The organism is Sphingomonas sp. A2-49 (genome assembly GCF_025548555.1).
Lineage (GTDB): Bacteria > Pseudomonadota > Alphaproteobacteria > Sphingomonadales > Sphingomonadaceae > Sphingomonas.
In genome coordinates, this window is the sequence record NZ_JAJLPA010000029.1 from 18,762 (window position 1) to 43,407 (window position 24,646).

General features: G+C 67.7%; 29 protein-coding genes and 1 pseudogene. 12 read left to right on the plus strand and 18 right to left on the minus strand.

Annotation, left to right across the window (positions count from 1 at the left end; translation table 11 throughout):
- Nucleotides 1-46 precede the first annotated feature (46 nt).
- Together LPN01_RS17055 and LPN01_RS17060 are read left to right on the plus strand one after the other, a co-directional pair.
- On the plus strand, nucleotides 47-1,594 hold the full coding sequence (locus LPN01_RS17055; RefSeq protein WP_262829650.1) for a sensor histidine kinase: 1,548 nt from the start codon (nucleotides 47-49) through the stop codon (nucleotides 1,592-1,594).
- A 289-nt stretch (nucleotides 1,595-1,883) separates the two neighbouring features.
- On the plus strand, nucleotides 1,884-2,018 hold the full coding sequence (locus tag LPN01_RS17060; RefSeq protein ID WP_262829624.1) for an entericidin A/B family lipoprotein: 135 nt from the start codon (nucleotides 1,884-1,886) through the stop codon (nucleotides 2,016-2,018).
- A gap of 94 nt (nucleotides 2,019-2,112) precedes the next feature.
- Here LPN01_RS17060 and tatC read toward each other — a convergent pair whose 3' ends face one another.
- Genes tatC through argS form a run of 8 tightly spaced genes read right to left on the minus strand, consistent with a single transcriptional unit; the run spans nucleotide 2,113 to nucleotide 8,443 of the window.
- Nucleotides 2,113-2,898, minus strand: coding sequence for a twin-arginine translocase subunit TatC (gene tatC, locus LPN01_RS17065; protein WP_262829625.1), 786 nt, complete (start codon nucleotides 2,896-2,898; stop codon nucleotides 2,113-2,115).
- Nucleotides 2,895-3,326 carry a Sec-independent protein translocase protein TatB gene (tatB, locus tag LPN01_RS17070; protein WP_262829626.1) on the minus strand — a complete coding sequence of 144 codons (432 nt, stop codon included), beginning with the start codon at nucleotides 3,324-3,326 and terminating at the stop codon, nucleotides 2,895-2,897. The genes tatC and tatB overlap by 4 nt, the downstream gene beginning before the upstream one ends.
- Before the next feature lie 30 nt (nucleotides 3,327-3,356).
- On the minus strand, nucleotides 3,357-3,596 hold the full coding sequence (locus LPN01_RS17075) for a twin-arginine translocase TatA/TatE family subunit (RefSeq protein WP_262829627.1): 240 nt from the start codon (nucleotides 3,594-3,596) through the stop codon (nucleotides 3,357-3,359).
- 27 nt (nucleotides 3,597-3,623) lie between these two features.
- Complete coding sequence (gene scpB / locus LPN01_RS17080; RefSeq protein ID WP_262829628.1) at nucleotides 3,624-4,202, minus strand: SMC-Scp complex subunit ScpB; 579 nt, start codon at nucleotides 4,200-4,202, stop codon at nucleotides 3,624-3,626.
- Entirely contained in the window at nucleotides 4,199-4,924 is a 726-nt protein-coding gene (locus tag LPN01_RS17085) for a segregation and condensation protein A (RefSeq protein WP_262829629.1), read from the minus strand. The genes scpB and LPN01_RS17085 overlap by 4 nt, the downstream gene beginning before the upstream one ends.
- A 13-nt stretch (nucleotides 4,925-4,937) precedes the next feature.
- On the minus strand, nucleotides 4,938-5,939 hold the full coding sequence (locus LPN01_RS17090) for a glycoside hydrolase family 3 N-terminal domain-containing protein (RefSeq protein ID WP_262829630.1): 1,002 nt from the start codon (nucleotides 5,937-5,939) through the stop codon (nucleotides 4,938-4,940).
- A 60-nt stretch (nucleotides 5,940-5,999) separates the two neighbouring features.
- The gene (locus LPN01_RS17095; RefSeq protein WP_262829631.1) at nucleotides 6,000-6,719 is read right to left on the minus strand and encodes an SPOR domain-containing protein; all 720 of its coding nucleotides are present in this window, start codon (nucleotides 6,717-6,719) and stop codon (nucleotides 6,000-6,002) included.
- Entirely contained in the window at nucleotides 6,719-8,443 is a 1,725-nt protein-coding gene (argS, locus tag LPN01_RS17100; RefSeq protein ID WP_262829632.1) for an arginine--tRNA ligase, read from the minus strand. Before argS ends, LPN01_RS17095 begins: the two co-directional genes overlap by 1 nt.
- Nucleotides 8,444-8,720: 277 nt before the next feature.
- Between argS and LPN01_RS17105 the strand changes: the two genes are divergently transcribed.
- Together LPN01_RS17105 and LPN01_RS17110 are read left to right on the plus strand one after the other, a co-directional pair.
- Nucleotides 8,721-9,899, plus strand: a complete 1,179-nt coding sequence (locus LPN01_RS17105; RefSeq protein ID WP_262829651.1) for an ectonucleotide pyrophosphatase/phosphodiesterase — start codon at nucleotides 8,721-8,723, stop codon at nucleotides 9,897-9,899.
- 12 nt (nucleotides 9,900-9,911) lie between these two features.
- A complete protein-coding gene (locus tag LPN01_RS17110; protein WP_262829633.1) occupies nucleotides 9,912-10,358 on the plus strand; it encodes a MaoC family dehydratase in 447 nt (148 codons plus the stop codon).
- Between the two features lie 33 nt (nucleotides 10,359-10,391).
- Here the strand turns inward: LPN01_RS17110 and LPN01_RS17115 are convergent, their stop codons facing one another.
- The 3 genes from LPN01_RS17115 to LPN01_RS17125 form a co-directional block, all read right to left on the minus strand.
- Entirely contained in the window at nucleotides 10,392-11,051 is a 660-nt protein-coding gene (locus LPN01_RS17115) for a hypothetical protein (RefSeq protein WP_262829634.1), read from the minus strand.
- Nucleotides 11,052-11,148: 97 nt separating this feature from the next.
- On the minus strand, nucleotides 11,149-11,679 hold the full coding sequence (locus tag LPN01_RS17120; RefSeq protein WP_262829635.1) for an adenine phosphoribosyltransferase: 531 nt from the start codon (nucleotides 11,677-11,679) through the stop codon (nucleotides 11,149-11,151).
- A gap of 408 nt (nucleotides 11,680-12,087) precedes the next feature.
- The gene (locus LPN01_RS17125; RefSeq protein ID WP_262829636.1) at nucleotides 12,088-12,978 is read right to left on the minus strand and encodes a hypothetical protein; all 891 of its coding nucleotides are present in this window, start codon (nucleotides 12,976-12,978) and stop codon (nucleotides 12,088-12,090) included.
- A gap of 1,027 nt (nucleotides 12,979-14,005) precedes the next feature.
- Between LPN01_RS17125 and LPN01_RS19165 the strand changes: the two genes are divergently transcribed.
- Complete coding sequence (locus LPN01_RS19165; RefSeq protein WP_410482848.1) at nucleotides 14,006-14,128, plus strand: transposase; 123 nt, start codon at nucleotides 14,006-14,008, stop codon at nucleotides 14,126-14,128.
- A gap of 264 nt (nucleotides 14,129-14,392) precedes the next feature.
- Nucleotides 14,393-14,575 carry a hypothetical protein gene (locus tag LPN01_RS17130; RefSeq protein ID WP_262829637.1) on the plus strand — a complete coding sequence of 61 codons (183 nt, stop codon included), beginning with the start codon at nucleotides 14,393-14,395 and terminating at the stop codon, nucleotides 14,573-14,575.
- A gap of 185 nt (nucleotides 14,576-14,760) precedes the next feature.
- Here the strand turns inward: LPN01_RS17130 and LPN01_RS17135 are convergent, their stop codons facing one another.
- Genes LPN01_RS17135 through petA form a run of 3 tightly spaced genes read right to left on the minus strand, consistent with a single transcriptional unit; the run spans nucleotide 14,761 to nucleotide 17,504 of the window.
- Complete coding sequence (locus tag LPN01_RS17135) at nucleotides 14,761-15,603, minus strand: cytochrome c1 (protein ID WP_262829638.1); 843 nt, start codon at nucleotides 15,601-15,603, stop codon at nucleotides 14,761-14,763.
- A gap of 24 nt (nucleotides 15,604-15,627) precedes the next feature.
- Nucleotides 15,628-16,926 carry a cytochrome b gene (locus LPN01_RS17140; protein ID WP_262829639.1) on the minus strand — a complete coding sequence of 433 codons (1,299 nt, stop codon included), beginning with the start codon at nucleotides 16,924-16,926 and terminating at the stop codon, nucleotides 15,628-15,630.
- 11 nt (nucleotides 16,927-16,937) lie between these two features.
- Nucleotides 16,938-17,504, minus strand: coding sequence for a ubiquinol-cytochrome c reductase iron-sulfur subunit (petA, locus tag LPN01_RS17145; RefSeq protein WP_262829640.1), 567 nt, complete (start codon nucleotides 17,502-17,504; stop codon nucleotides 16,938-16,940).
- Between the two features lie 192 nt (nucleotides 17,505-17,696).
- On the opposite strand from petA, the gene LPN01_RS17150 reads away from it, so the two are divergent.
- Nucleotides 17,697-18,158, plus strand: coding sequence for a tRNA (cytidine(34)-2'-O)-methyltransferase (locus LPN01_RS17150; protein WP_262829641.1), 462 nt, complete (start codon nucleotides 17,697-17,699; stop codon nucleotides 18,156-18,158).
- A 141-nt stretch (nucleotides 18,159-18,299) separates the two neighbouring features.
- On the opposite strand, the gene LPN01_RS17155 is transcribed toward LPN01_RS17150, so the two are convergent.
- A complete protein-coding gene (locus LPN01_RS17155; RefSeq protein ID WP_262829642.1) occupies nucleotides 18,300-19,022 on the minus strand; it encodes an AcvB/VirJ family lysyl-phosphatidylglycerol hydrolase in 723 nt (240 codons plus the stop codon).
- Nucleotides 19,023-19,103: 81 nt separating this feature from the next.
- Between LPN01_RS17155 and hemF the strand changes: the two genes are divergently transcribed.
- Together hemF and LPN01_RS17165 are read left to right on the plus strand one after the other, a co-directional pair.
- Entirely contained in the window at nucleotides 19,104-19,946 is an 843-nt protein-coding gene (hemF, locus tag LPN01_RS17160) for an oxygen-dependent coproporphyrinogen oxidase (RefSeq protein WP_262829643.1), read from the plus strand.
- 4 nt (nucleotides 19,947-19,950) lie between these two features.
- A complete protein-coding gene (locus LPN01_RS17165; protein ID WP_262829644.1) occupies nucleotides 19,951-20,532 on the plus strand; it encodes a GNAT family N-acetyltransferase in 582 nt (193 codons plus the stop codon).
- On the opposite strand, the gene LPN01_RS17170 is transcribed toward LPN01_RS17165, so the two are convergent.
- On the minus strand, nucleotides 20,529-21,275 hold the full coding sequence (locus LPN01_RS17170; protein ID WP_262829645.1) for a hypothetical protein: 747 nt from the start codon (nucleotides 21,273-21,275) through the stop codon (nucleotides 20,529-20,531). The two genes, LPN01_RS17165 and LPN01_RS17170, sit on opposite strands and share 4 nt — an antisense overlap.
- Nucleotides 21,272-22,138: a hypothetical protein gene (locus LPN01_RS17175; RefSeq protein WP_262829646.1), complete on the minus strand. Its 867-nt coding sequence runs from the start codon at nucleotides 22,136-22,138 to the stop codon at nucleotides 21,272-21,274. The genes LPN01_RS17170 and LPN01_RS17175 overlap by 4 nt, the downstream gene beginning before the upstream one ends.
- A gap of 134 nt (nucleotides 22,139-22,272) precedes the next feature.
- Here LPN01_RS17175 and lipB point away from each other — a divergent pair, with 134 nt between their 5' ends.
- From lipB to LPN01_RS17190, 3 genes are all read left to right on the plus strand, one after another.
- Nucleotides 22,273-22,971: a lipoyl(octanoyl) transferase LipB gene (lipB, locus tag LPN01_RS17180; RefSeq protein ID WP_262829652.1), complete on the plus strand. Its 699-nt coding sequence runs from the start codon at nucleotides 22,273-22,275 to the stop codon at nucleotides 22,969-22,971.
- Between the two features lie 68 nt (nucleotides 22,972-23,039).
- The gene (locus tag LPN01_RS17185) at nucleotides 23,040-23,303 is read left to right on the plus strand and encodes a hypothetical protein (protein ID WP_262829647.1); all 264 of its coding nucleotides are present in this window, start codon (nucleotides 23,040-23,042) and stop codon (nucleotides 23,301-23,303) included.
- Nucleotides 23,304-23,520: 217 nt separating this feature from the next.
- Nucleotides 23,521-24,264, plus strand: a complete 744-nt coding sequence (locus tag LPN01_RS17190; protein ID WP_262829648.1) for a hypothetical protein — start codon at nucleotides 23,521-23,523, stop codon at nucleotides 24,262-24,264.
- 39 nt (nucleotides 24,265-24,303) lie between these two features.
- Here the strand turns inward: LPN01_RS17190 and LPN01_RS17195 are convergent.
- Nucleotides 24,304-24,646 (minus strand): annotated as a pseudogene (locus tag LPN01_RS17195) (7-carboxy-7-deazaguanine synthase QueE); the annotation flags it as partial.

A 24,646-nucleotide genomic window follows, 5' to 3' on the forward strand; every position in this document is an offset into this window, starting at 1 on the left:
CATGGCCTCCACCTTCGACGCCGCCTCTTCCACCCGCCGCGCCGCCATGGCGCCCGTATCGGCCCTGTCCCGCCTGCCGACCGGCGCCAAGCTGTTCATCACGCTCAGTGTCGCGTTGTTGTTGCTCGCGCTCATCGCGATCGGTGCGACGTTGCAGACCGGCCGGACCTCCGATGCCGAGGCGCGGGCGCGGCTGCGGATCGCAGCCAACGAAAGCGCGCGCAGCATCGCGATCGAGCTCGTCGGCGACATGAACGCGCTGCGCGTCGCGGTCGGCGCCTTGCGCGCCGATGCCGCGGACGCCCCGAGCTGCGCGCGCGCACAAGGCGTCTTCGCGCAGCAGGCGACCACCGGCACCCGCTTTTCGATCGTCGACCGCAGCGGCCGGTTACTCTGCGGTGAGCCCCTCGACAGCGACATCGCGGTCGATACGACCACACCGGTCGGCGCGGCGATCATCCCGGGGCGCGGCCTGATCCTGTCGGTGGTGGGCCCCGCTCGCGGGCCGAGCGCCCGTGCCTTCTTCCCGCAACGCTTCCTCGCCCATCTCACCGCCCCCGCCAGTCGCGCGATGCCGCTCGCCAGCGCGCTGGTGCACGACGACGACATGCTCGAACTGGCGACGATCCCCGATCTCGGACCGCTCGACCGGATCGAGACGGTGCAGAACGATCTGGCGCTCGGCGGCCTGACCCTGCGCACCAGCATCCGCAGCGCGCCGATCACCTCGTCCTTCCTCGTCGCCCTGATGTTGCCGCTGCTGATGTGGGCGGCCGCGGCGGGGCTGTCGTGGTTCATCGTCGACCGGCTGCTGATCCGGCCGCTGCGGCTGCTGCGGGCCAGCGTCGCCTCCTACACGCCGGGCGAGGTGATCGATCCGGGCCGGCTGGGGCCGCTCCCCGCGCAGGAAATCCGCGAACTCGGCGACACCTTCCGCGCGATCAGCCGCACGGTGGCGCTGCACGAGGCGGGGCTGGCGGAGGCGGTGGTACGCCAGACCAAGCTGACCCGCGAGGTGCATCACCGCGTCAAGAACAACCTCCAGGTCATCTCCAGCCTCATCAACTTCCACGCGCGCGGCGCCCCTAGCCCCGACGCGACCGCCGCCTATGCGTCGATCCAGCGCCGCGTGGATGCGCTGGCCGTCGTGCATCGCAACCATTTTGCCGAAATGGAGGACAACCGCGGGCTCAACCTGCGCTCGGTGATCGGCGAGCTCGCCTCCAACATCCGCGCGACCGCGCCCGAGGGTGCGAGTAGCCTGTCGATCGCGCTCGATATCGATCCCTATATGGTCAACCAGGACGTGGCGGTTGCCGTCGCCTTCCTCGTCACCGAAACGATCGAGCTCGCGATGAACTGCGATCCGGCGGCACAGATCCGCGTCGCGGTGAAGGCGGGCGACGACGACAAGAAGGCGCGGCTGCGCGTCGTGTCGCGCGCCTTCGTTGCGAGCGAGACGCTGGAGACGCTGTTGTCGACCCGCTACGGGCGCGTGATCGAGGGCCTGTCGCGCCAGTTGCGGGCGCCGCTGCACCACGATCCGATGACCGGCGCCTATGAGATCGCCATCGCGATCCTCGGCCGCGACTGACGCGAATCCCGCCAGCGACGATGGCGCCCAAAAAAATGGCGCGCCGCGGAACCGGACGAAAATCGCGGAGTTATGCAATACGGATCGCGACCTTATGCCCCCCCGCTCTCGCGGTCCACGACATAGGCCCGGAAGCTATCACCCTCCCCCCCCCGGTGACGCTTTCGGGCCTTTAACTTTTCGGCGCCACCGATGGCCTGCCGCACCCGTGGATGCGATGAGTTGCGCAACCGGAACGAATGGCGCGGTCGATCATTCCGTTGGTGGCATTCATGCTTCAGGAGGTTCTATGCGTAAGGTTCTCGGATTGGTCGTCGTCGCCGGTGCGCTCATGGTCAGCGCCTGCAACACGGTCGAAGGCGTGGGCAAGGACGTGAAGTCGGCAGGCAACACCGTCGCCAAGACCGCGGACGACGCCAAGTAAGCACGCGATACAGCCTCACCCGGCTGACGAAAGGCCCCCGCTCTCCCGAGCGGGGGCCTTTTTTCGTGATGCGGCAGGTCGTGGGAGCGGTGGGTCAGGCCTCGACGATGTCGGTCCCGGCATCCTTCGCGCGCTTGCGCTCGGTGAACCAGATTCCGATGATCGCGATTTCGTAAAGCAGGATCAGCGGGATCGCGAGCAGCACCTGGCTCATCAGGTCGGGCGGCGTCAGCACCGCCGCGATCGCGGTGGCGCCGACGATCGCGTAGCGCCGCGCCCCGATCAGCTGCTTGCGGGTCACGATGCCCGCGCGCTCCAGCAGCATCAGCAGCACCGGCAGCAGGAACGCGATGCCGAACGCGAACAGGAACTGCATCACGATCGACAGGTAATTGCCGATCGCCGGCAGCGCCTGCTGGTGCACGCCGCCGACATCCCCCTGGAACCCCAGCAGGAAGTGGAGCGCCATCGGGATCGCCATGTAATAGGCCAGCGCCGCGCCACAGATGAACAGCAGCGGCGTCGCCAGCAGGAAGGGCAGCAGCGCCCGCTTTTCCTTGCGATAGAGGCCAGGGGCGACGAATTGCCACAGCTGGTTGGCGATCACCGGGAACGAGATCATCATCGCCGCGAAGAAGGCGACCTTCACCTTCACCAGGAACGCTTCGAACAGCTGGGTATAGATCACCGTCTTCTGCCCAGCGTGGAGCAGCGGCTGGACGAGGAAGGCGAAGATGTCCTCGGCGAAATAATAGCTGACGCCGAACGCGACCACGACCGCCGCGATGCAATAGAGCAGCCGCCGGCGCAGTTCGATCAGATGATCGAGCAACGGCGCGCGGCTGGCGTCGATCTCGTTATCGATCGCGGGTTCGCTCATGACGGGGTGCTGTCGGGCTGCGGGGCGGGGCGATGCTCGCTGGCCGGCGCGACGACCGGTTTCTCGACCATCACCGGTTCGCCATGCCCGTCATGCGGGTGACCGGCCGTATCCGTCGCCGGTGCGTCATGCACAGGCCCGCCGACATCGGCCACCGGTTCGCCGGCAGCGATCGATTCCGCATCCGCACTGGCGGGATGTTCCGCCATGATCCGCGCATTCTCGGCGGCCCAGCGCTTTTCCATCTCTTCCAGCTCGGCCTCGCGGACCATGTTGTCGAAGCCCTGACGGAACGACCGGCTGACGCCGCGCGCCTTGCCGACCCAATAGCCGACGACGCGCATCGCCTTGGGGAGGTCTTTCGGTCCGATCACCACCAGCGCGACGACGGCGATCAGCAGGAATTCGGACGAATCTACCCCGAACATCGGGCGCCGCAGCCATGCATCGGGATGGACTTAACGGTCGTCGCGGACGCGCTCGCCGTCGCGATCGAACGCGGGCTCGGCGGTCTTCTGCGCTTCGATACGCGGCGCGGGCTTCGCCGGAACCTCGTCGTCGTGCTCGGCCATGCCCTTCTTGAAGTTTTTCACACCCTTGGCGACGTCGCCCATCAGGTTGGAGAATCGTCCGCCACCGAGCAACAGGATCGCGACGACGGCGAGAACGAGCAGATGGATCGGGCTGAAGCTGCCCATGGCGTATCTCCTAGAATGCGTGCCTATCTAGTCGCTATCGGTCCCGGTTTCCACCTCCAAAGCTTCGTCGGGCGCGACGTCGACGGGGTCGAGCAGACCCGCCGCGCGCAGGTCGTCGATGCCGGGCAGGTCGCGGCGGCTGGCGAGGCCGAAATGCGCCAGGAATCCGGGCGTCGTGGCGAAGGTGAGCGGGCGCCCCGGCACCTCGCGCCGCCCCGCCGGCCGGACCCAGCCCGCCTCCATCAGCACGTCGAGCGTGCCCTTGCTGATCTGGACGCCGCGGATCGCCTCGATCTCGGCGCGGGTGACGGGTTCGTGATAGGCGATGATCGCCAGCGTCTCGATCCCCGCGCGGCTCAGGCGCCGCACCTCGTCGCGATCGCGGCGCAACACATGCGCCAGGTCGGGCGCCGTCTCGAAATGCCAGCGATCGCCGCGCCGGACCAGCACGATGCCGCGCCCGGCGTAATCCGCCTCCAGTCGCGCCAGCGCGGCGGCGACGTCGACGTCGCCGACGTGCGCGCGGATCGCGGCGATGCCGATCGGTCCCGATGCGGCGAACAGGATTGCTTCGACCGCGCGCACCGCATCGTCCGGCGGGCTCACGCCAGCGCCCGCAGGTAGAGCGGCGCGAAGGGCGCGTGCTGGCGCAATTCCACCCGGCCCTGCTTGGCGAGTTCGAGTGCGGCGAGGAACGACGAGGCCAGTGCCGACCGGCGCAGCCGTCCCGATCCGTCGGGCAGGAAGCTGTCCAGCGTCGCCCAGTCGATCCGGCTGCCGACGAGCTGCGACACGCGCGCCAGCGCCGCCTCCAGCGTCATCACCTCGCGGTCCGCGACGACGTGCATCACCGGGCGGGTGCGTGCGCTGATCCGGCCGTAGGCGGCGATGAGATCGTAGATTTCGGCCTGCCAGTGGGTGGCGCGAACGACGTGCAGCCCGTCCGGCGTCCCCCGCGCGAACACGTCGCGGCCCAGCCGATCGCGCGCCATCAGCCGCGCCCCCGCCTCGCGCATCGCATCCAGCCGCTCCAGCCGCAATTGCAGCCGCAGCGCGAGCTCTTCGGGATCGGGCTCCACCGCGGGATCGCGCGGCAGCAGCAGCGCCGATTTCAGATAGGCGAGCCATGCGGCCATCACGAGATAATCCGCCGCCACCTCGAGCTTCAGCGTCTGGCGCTGCCGGATGTAGCGCAGATATTGCTCGACCAGCGCCAGGATCGACACCCGGCGCAGGTCGACCTTTTGCGAGCGCGCGAGCGTCAGCAGCAGGTCGAGCGGCCCTTCCCACCCTTCGAGGTCCAGCGTCAGCTGTTCGGGCTCGCCCATCGCGCCGCGCGCGTCAGGCCAGCGCCAGGAAGGCGTCGCGGCGGGCGATCTGTTCGTCGACATCGCCCTGCGGCGCACCGACGGATGCCATCGCGCGGTCGAGCCGCGCCCGCGCCGACGCCGCGATCGGGCCCAGCCGCGCCGCGATATCCATCATCTCGTCCATCCGCGCCCAGCAATCGAGCACCAGGTCGCACCCGGCGGCGATCGCCCCCGCCGCCTTCTCTCCCGCGGTCCCGGACAGGGCCTTCATGTCGATGTCGTCGGTCATCAGCAGGCCGTCGAAGCCGATCGCCCCGCGGATGACGTCGGCGATGACGGTCGGCGACAGCGTTGCGGGCCGCTCGCGATCCCACGCCTCGAACACGATGTGCGAGGTCATGCCCATCGTGGCATGCGCAAGCGTACGGAACGGTTCCAGATCCACGGCCAGCTCTTCCGCGGATGCGGTGACGGTCGGCAGCAGGTGATGGCTGTCGACGACGGCACGGCCATGGCCCGGCATGTGCTTCACCACCCCGACGACGCCGCCCGCCGCCAGCCCTTCGAGCATCGCACGACCGAGCGCGGCGACCTGCATCGGATCGCTGCCATAGGCGCGGCAGGCGATCGCCTCGGTCGTGTCGGGCTGCGCCACGTCGACGATCGGCGCGCAGTCGACGGTGATGCCGACCTCCGCCAGCATCAGCCCCAGCGCCTGCCCGTTGGCGCGCATCGCCTGGATCGCCGACATCGGCGCCCGTTGGTAGAGCGCGGCGAACGCCGGGCCCGCCGGAAAGGCCGGCCATTCGGGCGGCCCCATCCGCGCGACGCGCCCGCCCTCCTGATCGATCAGGATCGGCAGGTCCGCGCGCCCCGACAGCGTGCGCAACGAATCCGTCAGCGCGCGCACCTGCGCCCGATCGACGATGTTGCGCCGGAACAGGATGTACCCCGCCGGCTCGACGTCCGCGAAAAAGGCGCGCTCGTCGGGCGTGAGCGACGGGCCGGCGATACCGAAGATGACGGGCTTCATATGCGCCGGGTTAGCGCGGGTACGCACAAGATGCGAGGGGGGCGCCTTCCCCCCCCCGCGTCAGCTGGCGACGAAGCAGCTTTCGCCCGCGACGCGCAGCCGCCCGCAGATGTCGGCGGCCTGGTTCGCGCTGCCGGCATTGACGCGCAGGCGATACAGCGTCCGGCCGCCGGTCGCGACCGACTGCACCGACTTGCCGAGCGGCGCTAGATAGCTGAACCGCTTCGAAAAGGTCGTCCAGGCCGCGTTGGCGGTCGCCTCGTTCGGGTACGCGCCGAGCTGCACCAGCGAACCGTTGCCCGCCGCCCCCGCCGCGGGAGCACGCTGCACGGTCACCGGCTGGGCCGCGACCAGCTTGCCGCCGGATGCGGGAACCTGCGCGACCGCGTTGCTGCCGCCGCCGGTGACGGGCTTGCTGACCGGCGCGACGCGGCGACCGTCGATCGGCTTTTCGGGCACCGCGTTGAGGTCGATCGAGCCGTTGCCCGCCTTGCCGGCGCTCGTCGCGATCGCGGCGTCGCCCTCGCCCTTCACCTTCAGCCCGCCCGGTTCGTCGGGGCGGACCTTGTAGGCACCGGACTGCGCCGCGATCAGCTGGCCGTCGGCGGACTGGCGCGACTGGATCGCGTAGAGGCCGTAGATGATCGCCGCGAGCACCGCGAGGCCGAGCACGACCAGCGCGACGACCTTGCCGACCGGCGCACCGCGATCCTCGTCGGGCTCGACGGTTTCGAGCCACGGCAGGCGGTCCTCCTCGCGCAGGTCCATGTCGTCCGCCATCACTTCATCTCCGAAACCGCGACCACACCCATGATGCTGAGCCCGTTACGAATAATCTGCGCGACCGCCGTCGCCAAGGACAGACGTGCGCGGGTGGCGTCGTGATCCTCCACCACCAGGAAACGCCGGTCGGGACGGTCGTTGCCGACGTTCCACAGGGCATGGAACGCGGCAGCCAAGTCATAGAGATAGAAAGCAATTCTATGCGGTTCGCGTGCCGTCGCCGCGGTTTCCACGACGCGCGGGAACTGCGCCGCCAGCTTCACCAGCGCCAGCTCCTCCGTATCAAGCCGGGACAGGTCGGCCGCGCCGCCCGCGATGCCGGCCTCCTCGGCGCGCCGGTGCAGCGAGGCGATGCGGGCGTGGGCGTACTGGACGTAGAAGACCGGATTGTCCTTCGATGCCTCCACCACCTTGGCGAAATCGAAGTCCATCTGCGCGTCGGACCGGCGGGTGAGCATGGTAAAGCGCACCACGTCCTTGCCGACCTCGCGCACGACGTCGGCGAGCGTGACGAAATTGCCCGCCCGCTTCGACATCTTCACCGGCTCGCCACCGCGCAGCAGCCGCACCATCTGGACGAGCTTCACGTCGAACCGGGTCTTGCCGCCGGTCAGCGCCGCGACCGCCGCGACGATCCGCTTGACGGTCCCGGCATGGTCCGCGCCCCAGATGTCGATCAGCTGGTCCGCCGACTGGCTCTTCTGGAAATGATAGGCGAGGTCGGCGCCGAAATAGGTCCACTGCCCGTTCGACTTCCTGATCGGCCGGTCCTGATCGTCGCCGAACTGCGACGAGCGGAACAGCGGCAGCTCGACGGGCTCCCAATCCTCGGGCGTTTCGCCCTTGGGCGCCTCGAGCACCCCGTCGTAGACCAGGCCGCGCGCGCGCAGCTCCGCCTCCGCCGCCTCCGGCTTGCCCGCCGCCTGCAATTCCGCCTCCGACGAGAACAGGTCGTGGTGGATGCCGAGCAGCGCCAGATCGTCGCGGATCATCACCAGCATCGCGGCGACCGCGCGGGTCCGGAACAGCGCCAGCCATTCGCTCTCCGGCGCGCCGACGTAGCGGTCACCGAATTCCCCGGCGAGCTGCTGCGCCACCGGCACCAGATAGTCGCCGGGATACAGGCCTTCGGGGATTGCCACCGTCTCGCCCAGCGCCTCGCGGTAGCGCAGGTGGACCGAGCGGGCGAGCACGTCGACCTGGCCGCCGGCGTCGTTGACGTAATATTCGCGGATGACGGTATGGCCGGCGAATTCGAGCAGGCTGGCGAGCGCATCGCCGACCACCGCGCCGCGGCAATGCCCCATGTGCATCGGGCCGGTCGGGTTGGCGCTGACATATTCGACGTTGACGGTGATGCCGGCGCCGGTCGCCGAGCGGCCGTAATCGTCGCCCGCCACCGCGATCTGCGCCAGTTCGTTCCGCCATGCGGCATCGGTCAGCCGCAGGTTGATGAAGCCGGGCCCCGCGACGCTGGCCCCGGCGACCTCGTCCAGCCGCGCCAGTTCCGCCGCCAGCGCCTCGCCCAGCACGCGCGGGTTCATGCCCGCAGGCTTGGCGAGCACCATCGCGGCATTGGTCGCGAGATCGCCGTGCGTGACGTCGCGCGGCGGCTCGACCGTGACGTTGCGCCGATCGAGGCCGCCGGGCAGCGTGCCGGACTGGACCAGCGTGTCGAGGGCCGTCGCGACATGCGCGGCAAAGCGGGTGTAAAGCGTCATCAGCGTCCGTTCGGCAAAAGCGCCGCGCTCTAACGCACAACGGGGGTGGGTTCAAATTTCGTCCGCCGTCTTGTTGCGGTCACGATGCGCCGGGTAGGAGGGATACAGCCATCCTGTACGGGACGATCCGCCTGTGAGACTGATTCCGCTCGTTTTGTCCGCACTGGCGCTCGCCGGCTGCACGCTTCCCTACACGCCGCGCGCGCTGGCGCCGGTGACGCGGCCGGCCCCGCCGGCGACCGGCGCCGTCCTCGCTGCACCGGTGTCCGCGTCGACGATGACGGCCGGGGCCGCACCGGTCACCATCCTCGTGTCGATCGACGGCTTCCGCCCCGACTATCTCGACCGGGGCGTGACGCCGAACCTCGTCGCGCTCGCCGCCGGCGGCGTGGCCGCGTCGATGCGCCCGTCCTTCCCGTCGGTCACCTTCCCCAACCATTGGACGCTCGTCACCGGCAAGGTGCCCGACCATCACGGCATCGTCGGCAACCGGATGGAGGATCCCGCCCGTCCCGGCGAAACCTTCACGATGGCGAGCGACGATCCGTTCTGGTGGAACGCCGCCGAGCCGATCTGGGTGACCGCGCAGCGGGCCGGGGTGCGCAGCGCCACGATGTTCTGGCCGGGCGCGAACGTCGGCTGGGGCGGCACGATCCTGCCCGACAGCCACGGCGCGGTCGCCAACGCCACCCGACCGGACGACTGGCAGCAGTTCAACCAGGCGGTCACGGGCGCGCAGCGGGTCGATGCCGTGATCGACTGGATGCGGCGGCCCGCCGCCACCCACCCGCGCTTCGTCACCCTGTATTTCGACACGGTGGACAGCGCCGGCCATGCCAACGGGCCACAGGCGGCAGCGACGACGCAGGCGGTCGCCGAGGTCGACGTTCAGATCGGGCGGCTGGTCCGGGGCCTGCGCGAATTGCGCCAGCCCGCGAACCTCGTGATCGTCGCCGATCACGGCATGGCCGCGACCGACGCCAGCCGCACGATCGCGCTGGACCGGATCGCCGACCCCGCCGATTACCGGCTCCTCGAAAGCGGCCCCTATGCCACGCTGTTCCCCGTCGCCGGCCGCGCCGCGGCGCTGGAGGCGGCGTTGCTGAAGCCGCATCCGCACATGACCTGCTGGCGCAAGGCGGCGGTTCCGGCGCGCTTCCGCTACGGCACCAACGCGCGCATCCCGCCCTATGTCTGCCTGGCGGAGACGGGGTGGCTGATCCTCAAGACCGCGAGCCGCGATCCGATCCACGGCGGCGCGCACGGCTACGACAACCGGGCGCCCGACATGGCGGCGCTATTCATCGCCAACGGGCCCGCGTTCGCCGCCGGCAAGCGGCTGGCGCGCTTCGACAACACCGACATCAATCCGCTGTTGCGCGACCTGATCGGCCTGCCGCGCGGCACGGGGCTGGACGGCGACGACGCACCGTTTACGCAGGTGCTCAAACGATAGGAGAGCGAAGCGGTGCAATATTTCGAGGACATCGTCGTCGGGTCGACGGCACGTTTCGGCGATTATCCCGTCACGCGCGAGGACGTCGTCGCCTTCGCCGCGAAATATGATCCGCAGCCCTTCCATCTCTCCGACGAGGCCGCCGCCACCACCCATTTCGGCCGGCTGTCGGCGAGCGGCTGGCACACCTGCGCGATGACGATGGCGATGCTGGTCGAGCATCTGAAGGCGAACCGGCAGGCGGGGCTGGGATCGCCGGGCATCGACGAACTGCGCTGGCTGAAGCCCGTCTATCCGGGCGACCGGCTGCGCTGCGAAACCGAAGTGCTCGAAAAGCGCCGGTCGGCCAGCCGGCCGGAGATGGGCATCTTCAAGAGCCGGATGGCGGTGTTCAATCAGGACGACGTCATGGTGATGACCTTCGTGTCCAACGGTCTGGTGGCGACCCGGCCGGACTGACCGGGCGCCACCCGCCGCCGGCATGCGTCGCCGTCAGCGGCGACCGCGCCCGCCGCCGCGCCCCTCGCGGCCACCGCCGCTCCAGCCCCGGTTGCCGCCCCAGCTGCGCTGGCCCATGCCGGGCGACCGCTGCGGCGTGGCCGAAGGCGGCACCGCGGACTGCGGCGTCACGGCGGGCTGGCCCGAAAAATTCTGCCGGTTGCCGCGCCAGCCGCCGCGATCGCCACGGATGCCGTCGCCGCGATAGCCGGGCGTGCGATCCCCGCCCCGATAGCCATCCCCGCGACCATATGGCGCGCCGCCGCCATCGGGACGCACCCCCTGCCCGCGCCGGTCGAAACCGTTCCAGTCGTTGCGGAAATTCCGGTCGCCGCGCCAGCCGTTGCGCCGCCCCTCCCAATAGCGCCGCTGACCGTCGTTCCACCGGTAGGGCCGCCGATACTGGTCGTAGACGTAGATGCCGGTGCCGGGATAATAATAATCGCCATACCAGCCGAAATAGCTGGGATAGCCGCCATATCCGTAGCCATAGCCGCCGCCATACGGATCGCCGTAGCCATAGCCGTCGCCGTAATAGCCGCCACCGCCGTAACCGACCGCGACGCCGCTATAGCCATAGCCATCGGTGCAGGCGGAGGTGCCGATACCGGCACCGAAGATCAGGCCGGCGATCGCCAGACGCTTGAGAAACATACACGCTCTCCCATCATCGAGGGGCGCGGGGGACACAGGCAAAACGCGCCGATCGTCGTTCAACGAGGGCGGATCGTCGCAAGTTCCGACTGAACCATCAATGACCGGCGAAGGCGAACAGCGCATCGACGCGCAAGCCCTCCGCGCGCAATGCCGCCGCCCCGCCCAGATCGGGGAGGTCGATGACGAATTGTGCCTGCGCCACCTCTGCGCCCGCCTTGCGCAGCAGCCGTACCGCCGCGCGGGCCGTACCCCCGGTCGCGATGAGATCGTCGACCAGCAGCACGCGCTGCCCGGGAACGAGCGCGTCCGCATGCATCGCGATCCGGTCCTGCCCGTATTCCAGCGTATAATCCTCCGCGATCGTCGCGCCGGGCAGCTTGCCGTCCTTACTCATCAGGAGAACGCCGGCGCCGAGCGGGATCGCGAGCGCCGCGGCGAACAGAAAGCCCCGCGCCTCGATCCCGGCGACCAGATCGACCGGGCCATGCGTGGCGGCCACCATCCGTTCGACCGTCGTGGCGAGGCCGGCGGGATCGAGCAGCAACGTCGTGATGTCACGGAATTGGATGCCGGGACTGGGGAAGTCCGGGATCGTGCGGACCAGCGCCCTGAGATCGTCGTTCATGCCCGCGCGTGTCGCCCGGCGGCGGTATGCGGTCAATGCCGGCGATCGACACCCGGCGATGCGCGACATGCACGACGGCCAGCGCCGCGCCTTCGCCGACATGGCCGACGGGGTGTACCCCCGCCCGTTGCACGCATCGCCCCGCAGGATCGATCGGCATGCGGGCATGCCACGCCACGCGCAAAACCGCGCTTGCACCATACGTATACACGCTGCCCATAAATGGCGCCATGGCAACAGCTTGCGCCGGCAACCATCGTGCTGTCAGGAGACGCTTTGTTTCCTAGTTCGAACAAAAATAAAACGTTCTTTCGCGGTTCTGGTGGTGGTTCCGCAGGACGTGGGCGCGGCCATGCGGGACTGATCGCGTGTCCCTTCGCCAGCAATCACGATTGGACTCAATCTCATTCAGGGGCTCGGCTCCTGTTTGGCTAGTTCCGCACCGATTGCCCGCGCCATGTCACCCATCTGAAAGCTGGGTAGGTTGTTCCCCTCACCCTGATATGTTCCGAGCAGATAGCCGCGGTCAAAGGCGGTCATTTCGGTCGGCGCCACAACGCCTTCGTCGAATAACGTCAAAATCGTCGGCGCGCCCGCATTGCGTTGCGGCTTCGTTTCGACGAAGGCTCGCATTGCGGCGTAGTCTGCGATCTGTATTATCAGCTTGCCCTGCACCGCCTTGCGCTCGATGATTACGACCGAGGACAGCATATCCTGCCGGATGGACAGCGCGGTGCGTGTTGCTGTGGGAACGCGCAGCGTAGGCACCTCGCCCGGCCCGGCAACCTCTCCCGGCATCCCCATGCCCAGCCTGTCTCCGTCGCGAGATCGGGTTTCCACCGCGCTCCATGCATAGGCCGGCCCAGGCTCTTTGATCAGCGCCTTGATCTCGGAATACGACAGGCTGCGCAAGAGGCCTGACATGCGCTTGGCAATATGTTTGATCGCGGATTGGCTGTCGTCGATGAATAACACCAGCACGTTGGGGATGCACTTGGCCTTGCCATTCATCGGCACGTGCGCCGCCTCCGCCACCTGCACCATGCGGTCCAAGAGCAACGCACCGGACTTCGAGTCGAGGCCCATCGTGCCCAGGCAGACGGGATCGGTGAAGCGGGCTAGTGGTTTGTCGAAGCTTGGATGGCCAGCAATTGCGTCTACCTGCCGGAGCAGTTCGGCGCCGTCGGGCGCACGCCGCCCGATGATGGTCACCTCGCTCTCCTGCTTCGTCGAAGGCGTGGATTGCGCCGTCGCGCCGGTTGCCGCCAGCGTGATCAAGCTCAAAATCCAGAACCGCATCCAGCCTTCCTCCTGAATGCACCCGCGGGAATGCGGGTGCTTACTTACAAGAGCTGACGCTCCAATGCCTCGCGTAACCGCAGCGGGATTTTGAAAGTCCGATTCAAAGCTCAAGCGTTGCCGGGAACCGCGTCAACTGTTTAACAAAATTGGTGAGGAACACACTTCGGGCGATCCGATAGGTTGCCTCTAGGTCTTTAGCGACGTGACTACTTCAATCGATCTCGACGATAGCCGGTTATGCTTCCTATCGACGGCATAAGACGATGTAGCAGTAAGCGTTGGGACGCTTGAATGTTTCTTTGATCGCGCATATCCGGCCACTGCTGCGCCCTATATGATACTCTGTGATAAGAATCATTGGCGAACGAAAGTCATTAACCTGCTATCACCCGCAAATTACAAATTACTAATTTTGAATGTATTATATTCGTTTCTCGAGGCGTAAAAAGCGGCCGGCTCATTGTCAAAAAAGCAGCTATAGTATGCTTGTGCTGCCTCGCCGACGCATAGTTGCTGATGCTGCGAGTCATTCCCATTGCGCGACATGCATCGGAAAATGCCATTTTTTCAACATCTTGACACGCCTTAGCTTTGGTCGACTGGGCGCCCGCATTCGACGTACAAAAAGGTATAGAATGTACGAGGATAGCTTAAGTAATCTTATACGCTCTCATCGAATTTCCCCCTTTTCAATAATTCTTTGGTTATAATTTAGTCAAAATAACCCATCTTCGCAACAGATAACTCGCGTCGATATGGACGTAACTCGCAGATTATGTCGTTGACATGGAGATATCGTTCAGATCATCATAAATACTTGAAATATAGACGGAACGGAATCGCATTTATGCGCACGCGCCGTTTGCAAGAGCTGCGCGATCGAGAGCGGCGCGATAGTCGATGGCGTTTTTGTGATTGCTTGAAACCCTGTACTTTGCTGGTGACCTAAGCCCTTCGGATTAGTCCATTCTTTGTGAGCAATTCCCGGTTAGGTTTGGCAGGCGCCGGACGACGGAAGCCGCCGATGAAGAAGTCGAGGTTCAGCGCACAGCAGATAACGTTGATCCTCAAGCAGGCTGAGGATGGTACGACCGTAGAAGAGGTGTGCCGGAAGCCCGGCATGTCGATCCGGACTTATTACCGATAGCGTAGCAAGTACGGGCGGGGCTAATGCCGTCGGCGATGAAGCGCCTGAAATTCTGGAGGAGGAGCACGTTAGGCAGAGGCGGCTGGTGGCGAACCTCAGCCCGAACGAGGAGATGCTTGCCACGACGTCATCCGCCGAAAAATGTAGGGCGTGCTCGAGCTCAGGAGATCGTCGACTATCTCCGGGCGAGCTGCCAGGTCAGCGAACGACGAGTCTGCGGAGCGTTTCCGGTTAATCAACCCTTTCGATGGCGGAGCAAGCAGCATGCACGACGGTCCGCGCCGCGCCTTCGCCGACATGGCCGACGGGGTGTACCCTCGCCCCTTGCACGCATCGATCGGCATGCGGGCATGCCGCGCCTCCATCATCCGCACCGTCACGCTGCACCGGGTCTGCGGTCCACAGCGCGGTGGGCGTCAGGGCTGGCGCGGCCTGCCGACCGCTTGATGTTTACCGGCCCCCGCAACGCCGCGCCGTAGCAGTAAGCGAATGCGCCAGCCTTCCGGCCTTGACGGAAGGCCGGGCCCTGGTTCCGCGACGCGGGCAAGCAAAAGGGGGGAGCGCCGCATGGCACTCCCCCCTTCAGGTCACACGATCCTACGCCCCGCCTTTCGCGACGGGGCGGCGGTCGATCAATGCTTCACGTCGCGCCAGACGTTCTGATAGGCGCCCCAGGCGAGGAAGCAGAAGATCAGCAGGAAGATCCCGGCGGCGACACCGGCCGCATGACGGGCGTTGAGGTTGGGCTCCGCCGTCCACGTCAGGAAGGCGGCGACGTCGCGCGCCATCTGGTCCTTTGTGGCCTTGGTCCCGTCCGAATAGGTCACCTGACCATCCGACGTCAGTGGCGGCGGCATCGCGATGTTGAGGTTCGCGAAATACGGATTGTAGTGAAGCCCCTCGGGCGTCTTGGCGCCGGGGAATTCCTTGATGAGCGCGGCGGGCTGCGCACGATAGCCGGTCAGCAGCGCGTGGATGTAGTTCGATCCGTCGTGGCGTGCCTTCGACATCAGCGACAGGTCGGGCGGCAGCGCATTGTTGTTGGCGGCGCGGGCGGCGACCTCGTTGGCGAAGGGCGACGGGAAGTGATCGCTGGCCACGTTCTTGCGCGTCGCCGCCTCGCCCGTCTCCGGGTTGACGCTCGGCTGCTCGATCACCCACTGGTTGGCGATCGCCTTGATCTCGGGATCGGTGTAGCCGATCTTCGAGAGGTCGCGGAACGCGACGTACTTCAGGCTGTGGCAGGCCGAGCAGACCTCCTTGTACACCTGGAAGCCGCGCTGCAGCTGCTGGTTGTCGAACTTGCCGAAGAAGCCGTTGGAGGGCAGCCCGATATCCTCGGGGTGAAGGTGGAAGACGTGCTCGGCGCTTTCCGCCGCGGGCTCCTGGATCGCGGTCTTGGCAGTGCCGAAGAGCGCAATCGCGAGCACGAAGACGAAGGCTGCGCCGACCAGGGATGCGATGATGCGAGGCATGATGTCTGAAGGTCCCCAGTCGGTTCAGGCGTGCGCCGAGGCGGTGACGGCGCTGTGCGCCGGGCTGGTGCCGCCATGCTTCGCCAGCACCGCCTCGGTGATCGAGTTCGGCAACGGGCGCGGACGCTCCGAACGGGCGACCCACGGCAGGATGATGAGGAAGTGCGCGAAATAATAGGCCGAGGCGATCTGCCCCAGGATGACGTTGCGCGCATTCGCCTCCGCCCCGCCGACATAGCCCAGCACCAGCACGTCGAACAGCAGCACGCCCAGGAAGACGCGGTACTTCGGCCGGAAGTTGGCCGAGCGGACCGGCGACGTGTCGAGCCACGGCAGGAAGAACAGCAGCAGGATCGACCCGAACATCGCCAGCACCCCCCACAGCTTGGCCGGCAGGATGAAGTCCGCGGTGAAGCTCTTGAGGATCGCGTAGAACGGCAGGAAATACCATTCGGGAACGATGTGCGCCGGCGTCGAGAGCGGGTTCGCCTCGATGTAATTGTCCGGATGGCCGAGCAGGTTCGGGCTGAAGAAGATGAGGCTAGCGAAGATCAGCAGGAACACGCCCAGCCCGACCGCGTCCTTCGCGGTGTAATAGGGGTGGAACGGCACCGTGTCCTGCTCGCCCTTCACCTCGACCCCGGTCGGGTTGTTCGACCCCGGGATGTGCAGCGCCCAGATGTGCAGGATGATGACGCCCGCGGTGACGAACGGCAGCAGATAGTGGAGCGAGAAGAAGCGGTTGAGCGCGGCATTGTCCGGCGCGAAGCCGCCCAGCAGCCAGATGCGGATCGTCTCGCCGACCAGCGGTATCGCCGAGAAGAAGCCGGTGATGACCTGCGCGCCCCAGAAGCTCATCTGGCCCCAGGGCAGCACGTAGCCCATGAACGCGGTCGCCATCATCAGCAGGAAGATGACGACGCCGAGCAGCCACACCATCTCGCGCGGGGCCTTGTACGACCCGTAATAGAGGCCGCGGCCGATGTGGATGTAGACGACCAGCAGGAACATCGAGGCGCCGTTGGCGTGCGCGTAGCGCAGGAACCAGCCGGCGTTGACGTCGCGCATGATGCTTTCGACGGAGCCGAAGGCGACGCCGGCGTTGGCGGCATAATGCATCGCCAGCACGACGCCGGTGATGATCTGGATCGCGAGCGCCGCGCCGGCGAGGACGCCGAAGTTCCAGAAGTAATTGAGGTTGCGCGGCACGGGATAGCCCGCGCCGACCGCGTTGTAGACGAGGCGCGGCAGCGGCAGCTTCTCGTCGAGCCACCGCATCAGCGGCTGTTTCGGCTCGTAGTGCTTGGCCCAGGGAAAGCTCATCTGCTGCTACCTCAACCCACCGTCACGACGGTGTCGGAATTGAACGTGTAATTCGGAACGGCAAGGTTCTTGGGCGCCGGCCCCTGGCGAATGCGCGCCGCGGTGTCGTAGGCCGACCCGTGGCACGGACAGAAATAGCCACCGAACGGGCCCTTGTTCTCGCCCTCGCCCGCGCCCAGCGGCACGCAGCCCAGGTGCGTGCACACGCCGAGCGTGATGAGCCAGTTCTCCTTGCCGGGCTTGGTGCGGTCGGCGAGCGTCTGGGGATCGCGCAGCGAGGCGACGTCGACCTTGTTCGCCTCGACGATTTCCGCGGGCGTCAGGTTGCGGACGAACAGCGGCTGCTTGCGGAACTGCGACTTGATCGCCTGTCCCGGCTGGATCTTGGAAAGATCGACCTCGGTCGTCGACTGCGCGAGCACGTCGGCCGACGGGTTCATCTGGTTGATGAGCGGCAGCACGATGGCCAGCGCACCCACGCCGGCGAAGGACACGGCGGCGATATTGATGAAATCGCGGCGGCGGGGATCGTGGACTTCCTCGTGGAACGGTTCCGGCGATTCACCGGGAGGAACCATGCTGTCAGTCGCCATTCGTCTCTGCCCTAACCTTTTTATTCGCGGAGGAACGCCTCACCGCCGTGAGGAGTCGAAATCGCGCACCCACCGAGCCCTACCATCCCCACGGCGGGCTGCTGGCCTGATAGACGGCACGCCCGCGCTTTGCCAACAGCATTTTACCGCGGGCGGCGGCCGGGCTAGACGGCCGCCATGACCACCGGCCTGCGCATCGCCCTCTACCAGCCCGATATCGCCGGCAATGTCGGCGCGGTGATGCGCACCTGCGCGTGTCTCGGCATCGCGCTCGACCTGATCGAGCCGATGGGGTTCCAGTGGGACGACAAACGCGTCGCGCGCGCCGCGATGGACTATATCGATCATGTCGCGCTGACCCGCCACGCCGACTGGGACGCCTTCGCCGGACAGGCGGCGGGGCGGCTGGTGCTGCTGACGACGCGGGGCGCGACGCCGCTGCACGACTTCGCCTTTCGCGGCGACGACGTGCTGCTGTTCGGGCGCGAGAGCGCGGGGGTGCCGGAGGACGTCCATGCCCGCGCCGATGCGCGCGTCGTGATCCCGATGGCGCCGCCGTTGCGCTCGCTCAACCTGTCGGTGTCCGCGGCGATCGTCGCGGCCGAGGCGCTGCGGCAGACGGGCGGATGGCCGGGCTAGGGATCAGACGCGGAGGCGTTCGTTCCGGACAAGGCCATCCCCGAACACCGCCGAATTGCACCCTGGATGCGGTTCGAGAGGCTGCGCCGCCCACGGCACCTCCGCGCCAACCCATTTCCTCTCCGCGCCTGAGTGCGCCCTTTATCGCGAAGCGACCCGGATCGCCTCCAGCACATGGGTCAGCAACGCATCCTCGTCGTGGTGGATGTTGTGCCCGCCCGGCATGCCGACGATCCGCGCGCCCGGCACCCGCAGCCGCGGGCAAAGGCTGTCGTCCTCCTCGACCCCGTAGATGCAGGTCAGCGGTGCCCAGGTCAGCGTGTCGGCGGTGGTGGTGGCGACGCTGTCGGGCGTGCCGCGATAGGACCAGCCGGTCGGGTCGGCGCGGAACCAGACCGAATCGCCCGGCAGGACGAGGACGATCGCCGCCACGTTCGCCCGCAGCGCGGCGGGCAGGCGCGCAAGACCGGTCTGGACGATGTCCGCGCCATAGGATTGCCCCATCACGACGATCCGGCGCTTGCCGGTCCGCGCCAGCGCCGTGCGCACCACGTCGACCATGAACGCGTCGACCTCCGCCCGCGTCCGCCGCTGGCGGAAGACCGCGGGAGAGGCGATGCCGACGACCGGCAGGTGATGCCCGGTCAGCCCGCGCGACGTCGAGGCGCCGAGCAGGAAGCGCAGCCCCATGTCGCCCGACACGTTGACCACCGCCACGTCCGCGGTGGGCGGCACGGCGGGATAGACGTGGACGGGGTCGCGATCGAAATAGCCCGCCGCCGCGACGAAGGCGCAGACGAACGCCGAACTGACTGCGGTGACGCGCAGGCCACGGAACAGCGATCGGCGGGTCGGGCGGCGCATGCCGGCGCGCTTGCCAGCCGGCGGCAGCGAATGCCAGCGCGATGCTCGACTTGACCGCGCCGCATTCGCTACAGCGCGGGCATGCTGACCCTCGACGACCAACAGACCGCCGCCCGCAGCTGGTTCGAAGCGCTGCGCACCCGCATCTGCACCACGTTCGAGGCGATCGAACGCGAGGCGGGCTCCGATGCGGCCTTCGACTATGTGTCCTGGGACCGGACCGATCCCTCCGGTGCGCCCGGCGGCGGCGGCGTCCGCGGCGTGATGAAGGGCAAGGTGTTCGAGAGGGTCGGCGTCAACGTCTCCACCGTCGGCGGCATGCTCGACGGCGACTTCGGCAAGACGATCCACGGTGCCGGCGACGATCCGCGCTTCTTCGCGACGGGGATCAGCCTGGTCGCGCACATGGCCAATCCGCACGTGCCCGCGGTGCACATGAACACGCGTTTCCTGGCGACGACGAAACGCTGGTTCGGCGGCGGCGCCGACCTCAACCCACCGCTGCCGGTGGCGGCGGACACCGACGATTTCCATGCGACGCTGAAGGCCGCGTGCGACGCGCACGATCCCGCCTACTATCCGCGCTTCCGCGCCTGGGCCGACGAGTATTTCTACATTCCGCACCGCAAGGTGCACCGCGGCGTCGGCGGGATCTTCTACGATCACCTCGAAGGCGACTTCGAACGCGACTTCGCCTTCACCCGCGCGGTCGGTGAAGCGTTCCTCGACGTCTATCCGCGGATCGTGCGGCGGCGGATGGAGACGCCGTTCGACGCCGCCGACATCGCACAGATGCTCGCGTGGCGCGGGCGCTACGCCGAATTCAACCTGGTCTACGACCGCGGCACGCTGTTCGGGCTGAAGACCGGGGGCAACATCGACGCGATCCTGATGAGCCTGCCGCCGCTGGCGACGTGGGAATGACGCGATGGCGCTGATCCCGGTCGATCCGGCCGAACTCGCGACGATCGTCACCACGCTGGAGATGACGCGCCGGCCACCGCTGCGCCCCCTGCCCGCCTCGCCGCTGCGCCTCGTCCGCTGGGAACGGCCCGACCCCGACCGGTATCGCATGCTGTTCCGCCGCGTCGGCGGGCCGTGGCTGTGGTATTCGCGGCTCGCGATGGACGATGCGGCGCTGGCCGCGATCGTCCACGATCCGTGCGTGCAGGTGCATGCCGCGATCGACCGCGCGGGGATCGAGATCGGGATGCTGGAACTCGACCTGCGGCAGCCGGGGCTCTGCACCTTGGCCTATGTCGGGCTGGTCCCCGAACTGACCGGCAGGGGGCACGGTCGCTGGCTGATGGCGGAGGCGATGGCGCGCGCATGGCGTCCCGGCGTTGCGCGCGTCTGCGTCAACACCTGCACGCTCGACCACCCGTCCGCGCTCGGCTTCTATCGGGCGCAGGGGTTCACGCCGGTGCGGCGGACGATCGAGACGTTTCCCGACCCGCGCGCGCTCGGCCTGCTGCCCGACACCGCGGGCGCACACGTGCCGCGGCTCTAGCGCGCCGCCGCCAACCGGCGATAGGCGGCGACCGCGATCAGCGCGCCGGCGAGCTGGCTCAGCATCGCGACGCCCGCGGCGACGGCATGCGCCAGCGCGATGCCGATCGGATTGCCGCCCGTCTCGCTGCCTAGCCAGCGGGCGAGCAGCATGAACGGCTGGCCCGCGAGCAGCCCGCCGAGGTAGACGGTGACGATCGCACCGAGCAGCGACAGCTGCGCCCGGCGCGTCGCCTGCCACGACCGGCCGATCGCCGCGACCGCGCCGATCGGCGCCTGCGCAAACACGATCGGGCCGGCGAGCATGAAGCGGCTCATCAGCCACAATCCGGGCAGCAGCAGGATGTACATGCCCGCTCCCGCAGGGATCGAGACGATCACCGTCGCAAGGATGAAGCGCGGGAACAGCGTCGCGCCGCGGCCCAACGCCTCGCCGACGGTCGGCCGCATCGGGTCGAGCAACAGGCAGAACACCACCGCCAGCCCGAAATAGGTGATCGCATAGGCGCCCGCCGATCCCAGGCCATAATCGCCCACCCAGGCGTCGAGCCCGTTCATCCACGCCTGCGCCCGCGCCTGCGTATCGACGATGCGCGAATCGGGCAGCGGCAACGGCCCGACGAGCAACAGCATGGCGTAGGTGGGGACGAACAGGAACAGCCCGGCGACGCGCAGCAGCAGGTCGGCGTCGCGCCGGAACAGCGCCCAGGCATCGCCGAGCAGCGCCGCGAGCGTCACCTTCATGCCGGATCCCGCCACGCATCGTCCGCGGCAACCGGTGTCGCCGCCCGCTCGCGCAGCCGCCGCTCGCGATCGACCAGCGCGAGGTACAATTGCGCGGAGAAGACGATGGCGACCAGCGTCAGCGCGGTCGATACCGCCTGACCGGCGATCGCCGCCGCGAACGCGACCGCCTGCGCCGCACCGGCCCCGAGCATCAGCCGGAACAGGAGGCCGATCACCGTCTGCGCGGCCAGCGTCGCGATCCCCGCGACGAGCACGAACAACAGCACGACCCCGACCAGCCGCCAGGTGTGCCGCCGCGTCAGCCGCCAGCAGCGCGCGATCGTGCCGATCCCGCAGCGTTCGTGCAGAATCACCGCATAGAAGGGCAGCAGCCGCGCACCGACGAACAGCAGAGCGATGCCGAGCGCCAGGACGTAGAGCACGCCCACGCCGGCGATCCCCGGCGCCGTCGCGGCCGGTGGTGTGCCGTTGCTGATCGCGGTCCAGTCGAACCCGGCGCCCAGGAACAGGAAGAAGGCGGGCAGCAGCGCGATCATGAAGATCAGTGCCAGCAGCAGCGCGATGCCGATCGCCGGGCCCACCCGGCGGTTCGCCGCATCGATCGCGGCGGGCCGGTCGGTCGCGGGATCGCTCGACGCCGCGATGATCGCCAGCTGTCCCCACAAAGCGGCGATCGTCACGCCCAGCGTCAGCAGCCCGCTGGCGAGCAGCGTCGCCGTGGACGGCGCGGCAAAAGATTTGAATGCCGCGGCGAGTGCGGCAGGGGCGAAGAGCGACACCAGTGCGAGCCCGGCGAGCATGCCGCCCCGTCCGTTGAGCACCTCGACCGTGCGGTCCCACACATTGCCCATCTTGACCATCTGCAACCCCGTTCGCGGCGCCCGTCCGTCGCCCCTTGCGCCCGGTTAGCCCAAGCGTCGCGGCTTGGCCATCGCCTTGGCGCCCGGCGGCCCGCCACCTTGCAAGCCCGCGGCGGCGCGCGCACATGGCGGGCATGACGGACATCGACGGGATCGAATGGCGGGTGTCGCCGGGGCTGACCCCCTATGACGAGGCGCTGGCGGCGATGGAAGCGCGCGCGGCGGCGGTGCTCGCGGGCGAGGCGCGCGAACTGATCTGGCTGCTGGAACATCCGCCGATCTACACCGCGGGAACCAGCGCGCAGGCAGGCGACCTGATCGACCCGCGCTTCCCGGTGGTTTCGACCGGGCGCGGCGGCAAATACACCTATCACGGTCCGGGGCAGCGGATCGTCTACCTCGTCCTCGATCTCAACGCCCGCGGGCGCGACGTGCGCTGTTTCGTCCATGGCGTCGAGGGCTGGGTGATCGCCGCGCTCGACCGGATGGGCGTCGCCGCCTTTCGCGCCGAGGGGCGGGTGGGGATCTGGACGCGCGATGGCGGGCCGGAGGCGAAGATCGGCGCGATCGGGGTCCGCGTCCGCCGCTGGATCACGATGCACGGCCTCGCGGTCAACGTCGCCCCCGATCTGACGCATTTCGGCGGTATCGTGCCGTGCGGCCTGCCCGATTATCCGGTCACCAGCCTCGCCGCGCTGGGCCGCGATACGCGCCTCGCGACGTTCGACGCGGCCCTTGCGGAGAGCGCGCCGGCGCTCCTTTCGTCTCTTTCCTGCCCGTCGGAACCGCCCCGGGGGAAAACGAGGCTTGAGGGCGGGGCGTTATGCGATTAATGTCCACTGCGATTTGGGTATTAAAAGGGCCAGCAAGCCGTCCAAATCCTTTATCTAGGGAGCTTCCAATGCGTGCACTCATCTCCAAGGTCCTGACCGGCTCGCTGATCGCCGGCGCCGCCCTCGCCGTCTCGGCTTGTGGTCCGAAGACCGAGACCACCACCGACAACACGATGGTCACCGACCTCAACACCACCGACGACATGGGCACCATGAGCGACAACATGACTGCCGTCGACGGCAGCATGAACGGTGGCATGATGGCGAACGACACGATGATGTCGAACGACACCATGATGTCGAACGACACGGCGACCACCAACGCCATGTAATCGGCCGTAACGGCCCGTCGGGTCGTTGCGATCGCGAAATGGCCGTCCGGGCGACCGGGCGGCCTTTTCTTTTTGGTTCCCGGCGTGTGCCCGGCGGGCCAACGCTTCGGCGCATTTCTGGCGGTTTCGCCCCGATCGTGCTTAATCGGGGATTGGGTCGCCGGCCAAAACGATCTAGAATCGACCGATAAACGGCCTTCCGGGAGGATTTGGTGACATGACCCTGTTGCGTACCGCGCTGGCGCTTGGCGGCGCGGCGATCGGCCTGATGGCGGCGACGGCGCCCGCCTCGGCCCAGTTCTTCCTGCGGTCGCACGATTTCCGCGGCGACGCGGTGACCGGTGTCGAGGCCAACCTGGGCCAGACGCTGCCCGATGCGACCCCCGCCGAACTGCGCGCCGCGATGGCGTGGAACATGCGCGCCGCGCTCAACGTCGCCGCGCTGCAATGCCAGTTCGAACCGACGCTGCTGACCCGCGAGAATTACAACGCCATCCTGCTCGACCACAAGGACGAGCTGGCCAACGTCTTCACCACGCTGACCAAATATTTCACCCGCACGAACAAGACCGTGAAGGCCGGCCAGAACGCGCTCGATCAGTTCGGCACGCGCACCTATTCGACGTTCGCAACCGTGGCGGCGCAGTTCAACTTCTGCCAGACCGCCAGCGAGATCGGCCGCGACGCCATCTTCGCGCCGCGTGGCGGCTTCGGCGATCTGGCGCTTTCCCGCATCCGCGAATTGCGCAACAGCCTGACGCCCTATGGCGAGCAGCATTTCACCCGCGTGCTCGGCCGCGACTATGCGTCCAAGCCGCGGTTCGATCCGATCTGCTGGAACAAGAAGGGCGAGTGGGTCACCAAGAAGTGTGGCGCCTTCGCCTGGCCGCCCGTCGCCCCGACCGCCGCCGTCGCGGTCGCCGCGACCCCGCCGGCACCGACCGAAACCGCGCTGCGCTGACGCCGTCCGCGCTCTCCCGCCCTGCGGCGGGAGAGCGCCTCAGCGCAGGCCGAGCAGCTTGTGCGTCTGGAGCGACAGCCGCCAGTGCGGGCGTTCCATCACCAGCGCGATCGCCGCCTCGACATTCGCAGTCCCCCGCGCATCGTCCATCGGCTGGAGCAGCCGGTGGGTGAAATCCCACCGTTCGACGTCGTCAATATCGGTACCCGGCTGCGGCCATACCAGCTTCAGTTCGTCGCCCGTCCGCTGGACGACGACACTGCCCGCCTTGGGACTGACGCAGATCCAGTCGATCCCCGGATGCGCCGGCAGGGTGCCGTTGGTTTCGATCGCGATGGTAAAGCCGGCGGCGTGGAGCGCGTCGACCAGCGCGTCGTCGACC

What these genes read in the sequence shown, in the direction of transcription:
- LPN01_RS17075 (WP_262829627.1), bottom strand. Translation starts at nt 3,596, where the DNA reads ATGGGCAGCTTCAGCCCGATCCATCTGCTCGTTCTCGCCGTCGTCGCG.
- LPN01_RS17060 (WP_262829624.1), top strand. Translation starts at nt 1,884, where the DNA reads ATGCGTAAGGTTCTCGGATTGGTCGTCGTCGCCGGTGCGCTCATGGTC.
- LPN01_RS17185 (WP_262829647.1), top strand. Translation starts at nt 23,040, where the DNA reads ATGCGTGCACTCATCTCCAAGGTCCTGACCGGCTCGCTGATCGCCGGC.
- LPN01_RS17175 (WP_262829646.1), bottom strand. Translation starts at nt 22,138, where the DNA reads ATGGTCAAGATGGGCAATGTGTGGGACCGCACGGTCGAGGTGCTCAAC.
- LPN01_RS17170 (WP_262829645.1), bottom strand. Translation starts at nt 21,275, where the DNA reads ATGAAGGTGACGCTCGCGGCGCTGCTCGGCGATGCCTGGGCGCTGTTC.
- LPN01_RS17140 (WP_262829639.1), bottom strand. Translation starts at nt 16,926, where the DNA reads ATGAGCTTTCCCTGGGCCAAGCACTACGAGCCGAAACAGCCGCTGATG.
- LPN01_RS17055 (WP_262829650.1), top strand. Translation starts at nt 47, where the DNA reads ATGGCGCCCGTATCGGCCCTGTCCCGCCTGCCGACCGGCGCCAAGCTG.
- LPN01_RS17150 (WP_262829641.1), top strand. Translation starts at nt 17,697, where the DNA reads ATGACCACCGGCCTGCGCATCGCCCTCTACCAGCCCGATATCGCCGGC.
- LPN01_RS17135 (WP_262829638.1), bottom strand. Translation starts at nt 15,603, where the DNA reads ATGCCTCGCATCATCGCATCCCTGGTCGGCGCAGCCTTCGTCTTCGTG.
- argS (WP_262829632.1), bottom strand. Translation starts at nt 8,443, where the DNA reads ATGACGCTTTACACCCGCTTTGCCGCGCATGTCGCGACGGCCCTCGAC.
- lipB (WP_262829652.1), top strand. Translation starts at nt 22,273, where the DNA reads ATGACGGACATCGACGGGATCGAATGGCGGGTGTCGCCGGGGCTGACC.
- LPN01_RS17105 (WP_262829651.1), top strand. Translation starts at nt 8,721, where the DNA reads ATGACGGCCGGGGCCGCACCGGTCACCATCCTCGTGTCGATCGACGGC.
- LPN01_RS17190 (WP_262829648.1), top strand. Translation starts at nt 23,521, where the DNA reads ATGACCCTGTTGCGTACCGCGCTGGCGCTTGGCGGCGCGGCGATCGGC.
- tatC (WP_262829625.1), bottom strand. Translation starts at nt 2,898, where the DNA reads ATGAGCGAACCCGCGATCGATAACGAGATCGACGCCAGCCGCGCGCCG.
- LPN01_RS17120 (WP_262829635.1), bottom strand. Translation starts at nt 11,679, where the DNA reads ATGAACGACGATCTCAGGGCGCTGGTCCGCACGATCCCGGACTTCCCC.
- LPN01_RS17155 (WP_262829642.1), bottom strand. Translation starts at nt 19,022, where the DNA reads ATGCGCCGCCCGACCCGCCGATCGCTGTTCCGTGGCCTGCGCGTCACC.
- LPN01_RS17115 (WP_262829634.1), bottom strand. Translation starts at nt 11,051, where the DNA reads ATGTTTCTCAAGCGTCTGGCGATCGCCGGCCTGATCTTCGGTGCCGGT.
- LPN01_RS19165 (WP_410482848.1), top strand. Translation starts at nt 14,006, where the DNA reads ATGAAGAAGTCGAGGTTCAGCGCACAGCAGATAACGTTGATCCTCAAG.
- hemF (WP_262829643.1), top strand. Translation starts at nt 19,104, where the DNA reads ATGCTGACCCTCGACGACCAACAGACCGCCGCCCGCAGCTGGTTCGAA.
- LPN01_RS17085 (WP_262829629.1), bottom strand. Translation starts at nt 4,924, where the DNA reads ATGGGCGAGCCCGAACAGCTGACGCTGGACCTCGAAGGGTGGGAAGGG.
- petA (WP_262829640.1), bottom strand. Translation starts at nt 17,504, where the DNA reads ATGGTTCCTCCCGGTGAATCGCCGGAACCGTTCCACGAGGAAGTCCAC.
- LPN01_RS17165 (WP_262829644.1), top strand. Translation starts at nt 19,951, where the DNA reads ATGGCGCTGATCCCGGTCGATCCGGCCGAACTCGCGACGATCGTCACC.
- LPN01_RS17095 (WP_262829631.1), bottom strand. Translation starts at nt 6,719, where the DNA reads ATGGCGGACGACATGGACCTGCGCGAGGAGGACCGCCTGCCGTGGCTC.
- tatB (WP_262829626.1), bottom strand. Translation starts at nt 3,326, where the DNA reads ATGTTCGGGGTAGATTCGTCCGAATTCCTGCTGATCGCCGTCGTCGCG.
- LPN01_RS17130 (WP_262829637.1), top strand. Translation starts at nt 14,393, where the DNA reads ATGCACGACGGTCCGCGCCGCGCCTTCGCCGACATGGCCGACGGGGTG.
- LPN01_RS17125 (WP_262829636.1), bottom strand. Translation starts at nt 12,978, where the DNA reads ATGCGGTTCTGGATTTTGAGCTTGATCACGCTGGCGGCAACCGGCGCG.
- LPN01_RS17090 (WP_262829630.1), bottom strand. Translation starts at nt 5,939, where the DNA reads ATGAAGCCCGTCATCTTCGGTATCGCCGGCCCGTCGCTCACGCCCGAC.